The following is an 11,423-nucleotide window of genomic DNA, read 5'->3' as shown; positions in this document are numbered from 1 at the left end:
TGGCGCCGACTCCGCCAAGGAGTCGGCGCCACCTGCGTTTAAGGCTCCGTGAGTCTAAGCCCGGAGCCGTCGGCGCAGGCCTTCTGAGTGGACCGCTGTCAGACGACTGCGGCGCTGTCGTTTCGACGGGTCCCTTTCCCGGGCTTCCGCCGGCGAAGGCGCCACGCCCGCCGCCGCAACGACCGGTTGCCCCGGCCGCCTGACAGCGCATGCCTGGCCACCGCGTCCGCCTTACCGATGGCGCCCCAGGCAGTGGCTACCATGTAGACCTGGCTGAGCAGGTAAAACCACACGAACAGGCCAAGGATGACGGCGGAAGAGGCCAGCAGCGGGTTGTTGCCTACATGACCCAAGAGGGTCGAGGAGAAGTACCTGAGCACGGTGCTACCTGCGCCGGCGATCAACGCGCACTGCAACATGATGAGGCGCGGCATCCGGATGCCTGACGCAACGCGGAACAGGACCACTGCCACCGCCATGTCCAGCAGCAGCATGATCACGATGCCGACGATGCGTGTCAGCGGCACTACGGCACCGCCGTCGAATTGAAGCCAGTCCAGGATCAGGTCCAGGGCCGTATTGGCAATGGCGGCGATGGCCGTCGTCATGATCAAGGCCACAGCCAGGATCAACAGCGTCCCTATGTCCTTGAGCTTGACCAAGAGGATGTTTCTCTTCAGCGGCGGCAGATCGAAGATGCCGCGCATTCCGGTGCGCAGCCCGGCGATCCAACCCAGCGAGGTCCAGATCAACACCGCCGTGGAAATGACCAAGCTGACGCCGAATGACCCGCCCTGCGAGAACAGCTGCTCCGGTGTGACCAGGCCCTCGCCCGGGTTGCCGGTGGTGTTGATCAGTCCCGGCGTGGTTTCGTTCACCACCCGAATAATCGCCAGCTGCAAATCTCGGTTTCCGGAGACCACGAGGCCCAGAATGGAGAACCCTGCAACCAGCATCGCCGCCACGGAGAAGAACAATCTGTAGGCGCAGCCAGCCGCCAACAACGGCCCATGCCTCAGCGCATAGAGATTGAAGACCCGCATCAGGCGCCAGGAGTTGAGCTGCGCCAGCCGGTACTGGGCGCTGGCCAGCAGGCCCTTCCAGCTGCCGCCTTCGCGCTTGGCCCGGCCCGCGTCCCGCCGCAGCCTTAACGCGGCAAGGACCATTTGCTGCCGCTGCAGCGGATCCGGCCTTACTTCAGCCTTCTCCTCCGGATTCGGCGCCAAAGGTCAACTCTTCCCGTAGTTTCCACACGCCCGTCGCATCGTGCTCGTAGAGGCCCATGCTACTGACGAGGAAGGCCGCGTCATAACCGGCGAGCTTGCTCTCGGCCGAATCCATGCTCGCTTCGCTGACATCGTGGGCCACCGTCACATGCGGGTGGAAGTCGAACTCGAGGTCGTGTTCCAGCGGCCCCGACTGCAGTTTCCGGTGCAGTTCGACGCAGTCCTCGAATCCGTCTCGGATGCCCAGGTAGACCACGGGCGAGACTGGACGGAAGCTGCCCGTTCCGCACAGGGCCAGTGTGAAGGGAGCCTGCTTGCGGGCAACCGAGCGGACGTGGTCGGTGGCCTCGTCCCAGTCGTGCACCGGGGTGGTGGTGATCAGCGTGATGTGCGGCGGTATCACGGCGGCCAGCGGGTCCCCGAAGGACGCGCGCCAGCCGCGCAGCTCGCTGGCCATGGGCTCGGGGATCCCGATGACCACTCCGACGCAACCGACCGCAGGCCGGGCACCCGGGTCAGTACCGCCGTCGTGGTCCACGCGGGCGATGCTGTCCTGGTCCTGCTGGCTCATAGCTAGCGTCCGCCTCCGGCGGGCAGGAAACCTACTTTGCTGTACACATCAGCGAGTGTAGCCGACGCAATTGAACGGGCTTTCTGGGCCCCGCGGGCCAGCAGCCGGTCAAGTTCGGCCGGGTCGTCCAGCAGCTCCTGTGCCCGGGTCTGCACCGGGGCAAGCGTCTCGACGACGACGTCGGCCAGATCCACCTTCAGGTGCCCGTACATCTTGCCCTGGTACTCCTGTTCCAGCTGCGCTATGCTCTTGCCGGTAAGCGTGGAGTAGATGGTCAGCAGGTTGGAGATGCCCGGCTTGGCCTCGCGGTCGAAGCGGATCTCGGTGCCGTCGTCCGTGACGGCCGACTTGATCTTCTTGGCAGCCTGCTTGGGGTTGTCCAGGATGTTGATCAAGCCTGCGGGCGATTCCGCCGACTTGGACATCTTTGCGGTGGGGTGCTGCAGATCGTAGATCTTCGCTCCCTCCTTGGGGATGACAGCTTCCGGCACCACGAACGTCTCGCCGAAACGGTGGTTGAACCGCTGGGCCAGGTTTCGCGCCAGTTCCAGGTGCTGGCGCTGGTCCTCCCCCACCGGCACACCGTAGGGGCGGTAGAGCAGGATGTCCGCGGCCATCAGCACCGGGTAGGCGAACAGGCCCACGGTGGCGGCGTCGGTACCGTTCTTCTGGGTCTTGTCCTTGAACTGCGTCATCCGGGATGCCTCGCCGAAACCGGTCACACAGTTGAGCACCCAGGCCAGCTCGGCGTGCTCGGGAACATGCGACTGCACGAACAGCGCCGTCCGCTCAATGTCGATGCCGCCGGCGATGTACTGCGCGCAGGTGACCCGGGTGCGCTGGGCCAGGTCCTTCGGATCGTAGTCCACCGTGATGGCGTGCAGGTCGGGGATGAAGAAGAAGGTTTCGTACTCGTCCTGCAGCTTGACCCAGTTGACCAGGGCGCCCAGGTAGTTGCCCAGATGCAGCGAGTCGGCCGACGGTTGCATGCCGGAGAGCAGCCTGGGGCGCGTAGCCTGCGGCGGCATCGCCTGCCCCTTGTCCGCCATGGCGGTGTGGGTCGGTTCTGTGGTTCCTGTGCTCATCGGGATGCTTTCTAGAACTGGTAGTCAACGACCAGCGGTGCATGGTCGCTGAAGCGGGCGTCGTAGGTGGCGGCACGGTCGACCACGGCCGCGGTTGCCAGGTTGGCCAGCGAAGGGGTGGCTACCTGGTAGTCGATCCGCCAGCCGGAATCGTTGTCGAAGGCCTGGCCGCGCCAGGACCACCAGGTGTAGGGACCGCTGACGGGGCCGGCCAGCGAGCGGTGCACGTCGCGCCAGCCGATCTCCTCACCGAAGAACCGGTCAAAGTAAGCCCGTTCCTCGGGTAGGAATCCGGCCCGTTTGACGTTGCCCTTCCAGTTCTTGATGTCCAGTTCGGTGTGTCCCACGTTCAGGTCGCCGACCACCAGGGCGTAGTCCCGCTCGGCCTTCAGTTGCGGCAGCCGGTGGGTCATGGTGTCCAGGAAGCGGTACTTGTCCACCTGCTTGGGGGTATCCACCTCGCCCGAATGGACGTAGGCGCTGACCACGGTCAGGGTCTTGTCGCCGTCGATGCCCTCGACGGCGAAGTCGGCCTCCACCCAGCGGCCGGAGGACAGGAAGTATTCGTCGCCAATATGGCTGCGGGTAGCCGTCGGCGCAACGCGGGAGGCGATGGCGACGCCGGCGCGGCCCTTGGCCTCCGCTTCGGCATGCAAGATGTGCCAGTCGCTGCCCAGCAATTCATGCACGACGGCGTCAGGCGCCCGCACTTCCTGCAGGCACAGGATGTCCACGTCCCGGGCGGCCAGCCAATCGGCCATGCCGCGCTTGTAGGCGGCGCGGATGCCGTTGACGTTGACGCTGGCGATCCGCAGCGTCTTGCCTGCTTGAATCAGTCCGGCCGCTGCGTCGCGGGAGGTGGTCGGTGCGGTGGAAACGGTTGCCAAAGTCACCCGACTACCTTACCCATCCCTTCCGTTCAGCTGACAACCGTGCCGCTGACCGTGCCGCCGTCCTCTTCCTTGTGGATCATGCCGCGGCCGTTGTGGGCGGTGATCTCCACCGTTTCCAGCGCGCGGTCCACCATGCCTTCGTCCTTGCCGCGGTAGTCTCGGATTACTTTGGCCTGGACCTGGATGATCTTGAAGCTGTGGTCCAGCTTTTCGTCCCGCACAGCGTTGGCGCGCGAAATTTGTTCATCGATGACGGCGGTTCCCCCACCGGGAGCGGGGTTCACGCGCCCGGCGTAGTCGGCCTGCACGCTGGCCAGTTTCTCCTTGGCCTTGCGGGTGGCGCCGCGGACGCTGAAGACGACGAAAGCGGCCAGGACCAGCCAGGCCAGCGAGACGGCCACGACGATCCAGCCGATGACGTCGTTTTCGTTGGCGGCGAAGACGACTGCCACCAGGAAGACCAGCACCAGCACGGCCAGGCTGATGTTGCCGGCTTTGAGCGGCATCTGCCGGGCGGCGGACGAAACGGAAGAAGACTCGGGGCCAAGAGATCGCATGGGCCTATTCTCTCAAATCCGCGCGCCCGCGTGCGCCGACTCCGCCCACAGCTTGACGCGCCGTCCGGCACGTGCCGGACGGGGGCCCGCTCCCGCGTCCATCTCAGTTCAGGAAGAGCTTGCGCAGCCGGCCGGTGCTCAGGATCAGCCCCAGCACAATCATGACCAGGAAGTACAGCAGATGGACCAGGAGGGCGGCGGTGAAAACGCCGGCACTGAGCTGGCGCAGCATTTCCACTCCGTGCCAGAGCGGCAGGGCCTGGATCAGCCACTGGATCGGCTCGGGGTAGACGCTCAACGGGTAAAAAGTCGCGGAGAACAGGAACATCGGCAGCATGATGAAGTTGATCCAGTCCATTTGCTGGAAGGTCTTCATATAGCTGGTGATCGCCATGCCGAAGGACGCGAAGCCGAAGGCCACCACCACGGCGGCGGGAATCATCAACGGCGCCCACGGGGAGGTGATCAGGCCCATCGCGCCCATCACCGCGGTGAACCCCGTGGCGTAGAGCGCACCGCGCATCAGCGCCAGCAGGATCTCGCCCAGCGCCACATCCAGCGGCCCCAGCGACGTGTACAGCATGCCCTCATAAAGCTTGGCGAAATGCAGCTTGAAGAAGACGTTCCAGGTGGAGTCGTACACCGCGCCGTTCATCGCCGAGACAGCCAGCAGCGCCGGGGCGATGTAGTTCGCGTAGCCGATTTCCGTCCCGCCGGGGCCGGTGACGGTGCCGATCAGCGAGCCCAGGCCAATACCCATGGCCACCAGGTAGAGGACCGGCTCCACGAATCCGCTGACCATGATTGCCCAGTTAGTGCCCCAGGTGGCCTTCACGCCGCGGGAGAAGACGGCGCGAACATTGCCGGCGTAGAGCGAACCGAGCGGACGGCGGGACGGTTCCAGCCGCAGCTGCTGCGAAGCGATGTGCTGGCTCATTTGCCCAACCTCCTGATGTAGACGCGGCGCGCGAAGATCCAGCCCACCACGCAGAGGACGGCCAGGTAGGCCACGTGCAGAACCGTCAGCCAGACGGGTTCCGTGTAGCCGTAGCTGAGCACCCGGCCCAGCTCGGTGGAATGCCACAACGGGGAGATCCAGCCGATCCATCGGACCAGCAGCGGCATAGCCTCCAGCGGAAAGAAGGTGCCGGAGAACAGGAACAGCGGCATCACGATGAACCGCTGCACCAGGGCGAACTGGCCGCGGTCCTCTTCGATGCTGGCCGAGTATGCCATCAGCGGGAGCCCGAAGGACATGCCAGCCAGCGCCGCGGTAAAGATCATCACCCAGCCGGTCGGTTCAACCACCGCGCCGAACAAGATCAGGCACAGAAAGTAGAGCCCGGTGGTCAGCAGCAACCGGGCCAGCACGCCCATGGAGTGCCCGTTGACCAGTTGCTGGCTCTGCAGCGGAGAGGCGTTCGGGCCGTAGTAGGTCTTGCGCCATTTGAAGCCGGACATGACCGAGTAGGTGTTCTCTTCGCTGGCCACCATGATCGCGGCGGTGGCCAGCAGCGCCGGAGCCACGAACACCAAATAGGGCACCGTCTGGCCATTGCCGGCGTCCAGCGACACGTTGGTGTTGGCGTCCACGAGCGTGGCCAGCCCCACGCCCATCGCGAAGAGGTAGACCAGCGGCGTGCCGACGGCGGTCATCAGCACCGTCCAGCCGTAGCCGCGCAGCTGCCGCAGCCAGTGCTCCATGTAGTAGAACGACCCGAAGTTGCGGGCCCGTTCAGCCGACTGCAGCGGGGACAGCGGCGAGCGCAGGCCGGTCACGGGTCGCGTGAGCGCGTCGACCTCGCGCAGGGTCAGCTGCGCCGGGACCCGGGCTTCCACGGAACCAGCGGCGGCAGCGGCATCGGGTTCGGGCGCCTGGGTTTTGCCGGCAGCAGCAGACTCGGCCGAGGCCTGCGAGGCGGCTTCCGGCTCCTGCCCGCCGGGTACGTGCGAAGGCTGTTGCTCAGTCAATGAGGCTCCTGCCGGTCAGCCGGAGGAAAACATCCTCCAGGCTGGAGCGCCGCACCAGCGAGGTGATCGGGCGAAGCCCGCGGTTCGACACCTGCTCAAGCGCCGCCTCGCCGTCGTCGGCATAGATGAGGACCCGGTCGGGCAGCGTTTCAAGCCGCTCCCCGATGCCTCCCAGCTCCGGCGCCACGGTGGTATTCCGATCGGAACCGAACCGTAGTTCCAGGACCTCGCGGGTGGAATGCTCGCGGATCAGCGACGACGGCGAACCTTCCGCCATGATCTTGCCCTTGTCCACCACGATCAGGCGGTCGCACAGCTGTTCCGCCTCATCCATGTAGTGGGTGGTCAGGATCAGCGTGACCCCCGCTTCCTTCAGCCGGAAGAGCCGGTCCCAGAGAATGTGGCGGGCCTGCGGATCGAGGCCCGTAGTGGGCTCGTCGAGCAGCAGCACCTTCGGATCGTTCATCAGCGAACGGGCGATGGTCAGGCGCCGCTTCATGCCGCCGGAGAGTGCGTCCACCTTTGCCTTGGCTTTGTCCGTCAGCTGCGCGAATTCCAGCAGCTCGTCGGCCTTGGGCCGCAAGTAGGAATAGGGCAGCCCGAAGTAGCGGCCGTAGACGATCAGGTTGTCGCGGACCTTCAGTTCCTCGTCCAGGTTGTCCTGCTGCGGGACCACGCCCAGATGTGCCCGCACTTCCGGCCCGTGCTGGTCCGGATCGAGGCCCATGATGCTCAGCTCGCCGGAGGTCCGCTGTGACACGCCGCCGATCATCCGCATGGTGGTGGACTTGCCCGCACCGTTCGGACCGAGCAGCCCGAAGGACTCCCCCGCCTGGACGTCGAATGAGATTCCGTCGACGGCGTTGAAATCGCCGTAGGTCTTCACCACATTACGGGCGGTAATGACGGCGGCGGGCGCCTGCTGCGGCAGCCGGTGTGAAAGGGATGTTTGAGGCACTGCTATAGCCTAGATCACATCACCGATTGAGGAAAGCCAATCGGGGTCATGTCTGCTCAGCTCCACAGGGCGACATGCACCTTGGAGCCGCGCCGGGCCAGAGCGCGGCCACGGCGGCTGAGACCGCCGGCTCGCTGACCTTCAATTCCTCGTCAGCGGCCCGCAGCGAACCCAGCCGGGCCACCGAGGCAAAGGCCTTGAGTTGGTTCGAAGTCATGGACATCGCAGGTCAAAATCTTTCGCTTACGAGGATCTTGACACCCCCCGGGGCAAGGAGCAACATGTGCCTCAAGGGGGCCCCTCAACAGTGAGGGTGACGCGTCTTCGAGGGGTAACCCATGCAGATTCCTGCTCCATTCGACTATGTGCGCGCCAGCGACGTGGATCATGCGCTGGCCCTGCTGGAACGCCACGGGCCGGAGTCCCGGCTGGTGGCCGGCGGGCACAGCCTGCTGCCGATGATGAAACTCCGGCTGGCGCGGCCGGAGTGGCTGATCGACATCAATGGCCTGGCCGAACTCGACTTCATGGTGCGCGAAGGGAACGTGTTCAGGGTAGGCGCCCTGACCCGCCACACCACGCTCCTGGAGTCGCCCGAGGTCGCGCGCTTCTTCCCGATCGTGACCGATGCCGAGCACGTGATTGCCGATCCGGTGGTGCGCAACCGCGGCACGATCGGCGGCTCGCTCTGTCAGGCGGACCCGGCCGAAGATCTCTCCACCGTCTGCGATGTACTCGGCGCCGAGGCCGTGATCCGAGGTCCGGCCGGCGAGCGCGTCGTTTCCATGGATGAGTTCCACCGCGGCCCGTATGAGACCGCCGTCGGGCAGAACGAAATCCTTACCGAGCTGCGTTTCCCCGTCCGCGCCAGGTCAAGCAGCGCCTACGAAAAGGTCGAGCGCCGGGTCGGCGACTGGGCTACCGCATCGGCCGGCGCCGCCGTATCGCTGGCAGCCGACGGCACCATCGAAGCGTCATCGGTGGGGCTCACCGCGGTGGGTTTGGACGGCACGGTTGCCGGGATCGGCGATCTGTTGAGCGGTCGACGGCCGGATGAAGACCTCTTCGCCGAGGCAGGCCGGATTGCCGCCGCCGCGTGCGAGCCGGTCGGCGACCAGCGCGGCGGGGTCGATTACAAACGGCATCTGGCTGACGAACTGACGCGCCGGGTGCTTCGCCGCGCCTGCGCACGCGCATCGGAAGAACAGGAAGGCTGAACCATGCAGATCAGCATGAGCGTCAACGGCGACGAAGTGACCCGCGACATCGAACCGCGCGTTCTTCTGGTCCATTTCATCCGCGAAGAACTCGGCCTGACCGGAACCCATTGGGGCTGCGACACCAGCAACTGCGGCACCTGCGTGGTGTTGATGGACGGGCAGCCGGTGAAGTCCTGCACCGTGCTGGCGGCGATGGCGGACGGGCATGAGATCCGTACCGTCGAAGGACTGGCCGGCGACGGCGGTCTGGATCCCGTCCAGCAAGGATTCATGGAGGAACACGGGCTGCAGTGCGGTTTCTGCACCCCCGGAATGATGCTCACCGCCCGGGCCCTGCTGGATAAGAACCCCCATCCGGACGACGGCGAAATCCGGCAGGCGATCTCCGGCCAGATCTGCCGCTGCACCGGCTACGCCACCATCGTCCGCTCGGTCCAATGGGCCGCGAACCACCCGGGCGGCAAAACCACCCCGGTGGACGCTGCTGAATCAAGCCAAACGGAAGAGGTGACGGCATGACCACCATTCAGGAGCGGCTGGCGTCGCCGGGCCCGTCAGACGGCGCCCGCCCGGGAAATCCGGCCGCGGGAGACCAAGACCGGCCGATCGGATTCGGCCGGATCCAGCGGAAGGAAGACCCGCGGTTCGTCCGCGGCAAGGGCCGCTACGTTGACGACATTGTGCTGCCGGGCATGCTGCACGGCGCGATCCTGCGCGCCCCGGTGGCGCACGCCCGGCTGGTCTCGATGGACACGTCCGAGGCGCTTGCACACCCGAAGGTCAAGGCGGTCATTACCGGCAAGGACCTGGCTGCCTTGAACCTCGCCTGGGCGCCGACATTGTCCGCGGATGTGCAGGCCGTGCTGGTGACGGACAAGGTCCGGTTCCAAGGCCAGGAAGTCGCGTTCGTCGTCGCCGAGGACCGCTACGCCGCCCGTGACGCGCTGGAACTGATCGACGTCGAGTATGACATTCTGCCGCCGGTCATCGACGCGCGGAAAGCTCTCGACGCCGATGCCCCGGTCATCCGCGACGATCTCGAGGGCCGCACCGACAACCACATTTTCGATTGGGAAGTCGGCGATGCGGACGAAACCGAGGCAGCGTTCGCCGCGGCCGACGTCGTCGTCGCGCAGGACATGGTTTACCCGCGGGTACATCCGGCGCCGATGGAAACCTGCGGCGCGGTGGCGGATTACGATCCGATCGACGGCGCGTTGACCCTGTACGAGACCACCCAGGCGCCGCATGCGCACCGCACCCTGTATGCGATGGTGGCCGGCATTCCCGAGCACAAGATCCGCGTGGTCTCGCCGGATATCGGCGGCGGGTTCGGCAACAAGGTGGGCATCTATCCGGGTTACGTCCTCGCCGTCGTCGGGTCCATCGTCACCGGCAAACCGGTCAAGTGGGTCGAGGACCGCTCGGAGAACCTGATGTCCACCTCCTTCGCACGGGATTATCTGATGCGCGGTGAAATTGCCGCCACCAAGGACGGCAAGATCCTGGCGCTGCGGACCAATGTGCTGGCCGACCACGGGGCGTTCAACGCCACCGCCCAGCCCACCAAGACCCCGGCCGGCTTCTTCAGCATCTTCACCGGCAGCTACGACCTGCAGGCGGCGTACTGCAAGGTCACCGGCGTCTATACCAACAAGGCCCCGGGCGGCGTCGCCTACGCCTGTTCCTTCCGGGTCACCGAGGCCGCGTACCTGGTGGAACGCATGGTGGACGTGCTGGCGCGCAAACTGGAGATGGATCCGGCCGAACTGCGGCTGAAGAACTTCATCCGGCCGGAGCAGTTCCCCTACGCCAACAAGACCGGCTGGGAGTACGACTCGGGCAATTACGAACCGGCCATGCGGCTGTCGATGAAGATGGCCGGTTACGAGGACCTGCGCCGCGAGCAGGCCGAGAAGCGCGAGCGCGGCGAGCTGATGGGCATCGGGGTCTCCTTCTTCACCGAGACGGTCGGCGCCGGCCCGCGCAAGCACTTCGACATCGTGGGCCTGGGCATGGCCGACGGCGCCGAACTGCGAGTCCACCCCACCGGCAAGGCGGTGGTCCGGCTGTCGGTGCAATCGCAGGGGCAAGGCCACGAGACCACATTTGCGCAGATCGTGGCCGAGGAGCTGGGCATCCCGCCGGAGGACATCGATGTGGTGCACGGCGACACCGACCAGACGCCCTTTGGCCTGGGCACCTACGGCAGCCGCTCCACGCCCGTGAGCGGCGGCGCGGTGGCCTTGGTGGCCCGCAAGGTCCGGGACAAGGCGAAGTTCATCGCAGCCGCGATGCTCGAGACCCGTCCCGAGGACCTGGAATGGGAGAAAGGCCGCTGGTACGTGAAGGGCGACCCCGGCGCGGGCAAGACGATGGCGGAAATCGCCTTGGGTGCCCACGGCACGGTCGCATTGCCCGAAGGGATCGACGGCAACCTTGACGCGGTGGTCACCTATGATCCGCCGAACCTGACTTTTCCGTTCGGCGCCTACATCTGCGTGGTCGACGTGGACCCCGGCACCGGCCATGTGAAAGTCCGCCGGTTCATTGCTGTGGACGACTGCGGGACCCGGATCAACCCGATGATCATTGAGGGCCAGGTCCACGGTGGCCTGACCGACGGCGTCGGGATGGCGCTGATGGAGATCATCGAATTCGACGAGGACGGCAACTGCCTGGGCGGCTCCTTCATGGACTACCTGATCCCCACGGCGATGGAGGTTCCGGATTGGGAGACCGGTTTCACTGTCACACCGTCGCCGCACCATCCGATCGGCGCGAAGGGCATCGGTGAATCCGCCACGGTAGGGTCTCCGCCCGCCATCGTTAACGCCGTCGTCGACGCACTGGCGCCGTTTGGGATCACGCATATGGACATGCCGTGCACCCCCGCCCGCGTCTGGGAGGCCATGCAGGGCCGGCCGAGACCACCGGTATGA

At 65.8% G+C, this 11,423-nt stretch carries 12 protein-coding genes; 3 read left to right on the top strand and 9 right to left on the bottom strand.

The genetic code is table 11. The features are described 5' to 3' along the window. Positions 1-98: 98 nt before the first annotated feature. The 9 genes from AC5RWT_RS12325 to AC5RWT_RS12285 all read right to left on the bottom strand — a co-directional run bounded on the left by AC5RWT_RS12325 (position 99) and on the right by AC5RWT_RS12285 (position 7,484). Positions 99-1,226, bottom strand: a complete 1,128-nt coding sequence (locus AC5RWT_RS12325; RefSeq protein ID WP_494080450.1) for a YihY/virulence factor BrkB family protein — start codon at positions 1,224-1,226, stop codon at positions 99-101. After that, on the bottom strand, positions 1,198-1,797 hold the full coding sequence (locus AC5RWT_RS12320) for a 2'-5' RNA ligase family protein (RefSeq protein ID WP_494044575.1): 600 nt from the start codon (positions 1,795-1,797) through the stop codon (positions 1,198-1,200). The genes AC5RWT_RS12325 and AC5RWT_RS12320 overlap by 29 nt, the downstream gene beginning before the upstream one ends. A gap of 2 nt (positions 1,798-1,799) precedes the next feature. After that, positions 1,800-2,846: a tryptophan--tRNA ligase gene (gene trpS, locus AC5RWT_RS12315; RefSeq protein ID WP_494080470.1), complete on the bottom strand. Its 1,047-nt coding sequence runs from the start codon at positions 2,844-2,846 to the stop codon at positions 1,800-1,802. A gap of 47 nt (positions 2,847-2,893) precedes the next feature. Beyond that, positions 2,894-3,718, bottom strand: coding sequence for an exodeoxyribonuclease III (locus tag AC5RWT_RS12310; RefSeq protein WP_494080469.1), 825 nt, complete (start codon positions 3,716-3,718; stop codon positions 2,894-2,896). Between the two features lie 83 nt (positions 3,719-3,801). Then, positions 3,802-4,332 (bottom strand): hypothetical protein, encoded by a 531-nt coding sequence (locus AC5RWT_RS12305; RefSeq protein ID WP_494044574.1) that lies wholly within the window; start codon positions 4,330-4,332, stop codon positions 3,802-3,804. A gap of 103 nt (positions 4,333-4,435) precedes the next feature. Beyond that, a complete protein-coding gene (locus AC5RWT_RS12300) occupies positions 4,436-5,269 on the bottom strand; it encodes an ABC transporter permease (protein ID WP_494080449.1) in 834 nt (277 codons plus the stop codon). Then, positions 5,266-6,147: an ABC transporter permease gene (locus tag AC5RWT_RS12295; RefSeq protein WP_494080468.1), complete on the bottom strand. Its 882-nt coding sequence runs from the start codon at positions 6,145-6,147 to the stop codon at positions 5,266-5,268. The genes AC5RWT_RS12300 and AC5RWT_RS12295 overlap by 4 nt, the downstream gene beginning before the upstream one ends. A 148-nt stretch (positions 6,148-6,295) precedes the next feature. Further along, positions 6,296-7,261, bottom strand: a complete 966-nt coding sequence (locus tag AC5RWT_RS12290) for an ABC transporter ATP-binding protein (RefSeq protein WP_494044572.1) — start codon at positions 7,259-7,261, stop codon at positions 6,296-6,298. Between the two features lie 46 nt (positions 7,262-7,307). Beyond that, entirely contained in the window at positions 7,308-7,484 is a 177-nt protein-coding gene (locus tag AC5RWT_RS12285) for a helix-turn-helix domain-containing protein (RefSeq protein ID WP_494080448.1), read from the bottom strand. A gap of 115 nt (positions 7,485-7,599) precedes the next feature. On the opposite strand from AC5RWT_RS12285, the gene AC5RWT_RS12280 reads away from it, so the two are divergent. From AC5RWT_RS12280 to AC5RWT_RS12270, 3 genes are read left to right on the top strand one after another with little or no spacing between them, the layout of a single operon-like run. Further along, a complete protein-coding gene (locus tag AC5RWT_RS12280) occupies positions 7,600-8,478 on the top strand; it encodes an FAD binding domain-containing protein (RefSeq protein WP_494080447.1) in 879 nt (292 codons plus the stop codon). Positions 8,479-8,481: 3 nt separating this feature from the next. Beyond that, entirely contained in the window at positions 8,482-9,000 is a 519-nt protein-coding gene (locus AC5RWT_RS12275) for a (2Fe-2S)-binding protein (RefSeq protein ID WP_494044569.1), read from the top strand. Continuing rightward, complete coding sequence (locus AC5RWT_RS12270) at positions 8,997-11,423, top strand: aerobic carbon-monoxide dehydrogenase large subunit (protein ID WP_494080446.1); 2,427 nt, start codon at positions 8,997-8,999, stop codon at positions 11,421-11,423. Before AC5RWT_RS12275 ends, AC5RWT_RS12270 begins: the two co-directional genes overlap by 4 nt.

Source organism: Arthrobacter sp. Dra40, assembly GCF_059091905.1.
Note: the sequence above shows the minus strand (reverse complement) of the source record. Positions and strands in the feature narration are given on the sequence as shown.

Bases quoted from the DNA above. Each gene is read 5' to 3' on its own strand.
- AC5RWT_RS12305 (WP_494044574.1), bottom strand. From the start codon at position 4,332: ATGCGATCTCTTGGCCCCGAGTCTTCTTCCGTTTCGTCCGCCGCCCGG.
- trpS (WP_494080470.1), bottom strand. From the start codon at position 2,846: ATGGCGGACAAGGGGCAGGCGATGCCGCCGCAGGCTACGCGCCCCAGG.
- AC5RWT_RS12320 (WP_494044575.1), bottom strand. From the start codon at position 1,797: ATGAGCCAGCAGGACCAGGACAGCATCGCCCGCGTGGACCACGACGGC.
- AC5RWT_RS12300 (WP_494080449.1), bottom strand. From the start codon at position 5,269: ATGAGCCAGCACATCGCTTCGCAGCAGCTGCGGCTGGAACCGTCCCGC.
- AC5RWT_RS12280 (WP_494080447.1), top strand. From the start codon at position 7,600: ATGCAGATTCCTGCTCCATTCGACTATGTGCGCGCCAGCGACGTGGAT.
- AC5RWT_RS12270 (WP_494080446.1), top strand. From the start codon at position 8,997: ATGACCACCATTCAGGAGCGGCTGGCGTCGCCGGGCCCGTCAGACGGC.
- AC5RWT_RS12275 (WP_494044569.1), top strand. From the start codon at position 8,482: ATGCAGATCAGCATGAGCGTCAACGGCGACGAAGTGACCCGCGACATC.
- AC5RWT_RS12285 (WP_494080448.1), bottom strand. From the start codon at position 7,484: ATGTCCATGACTTCGAACCAACTCAAGGCCTTTGCCTCGGTGGCCCGG.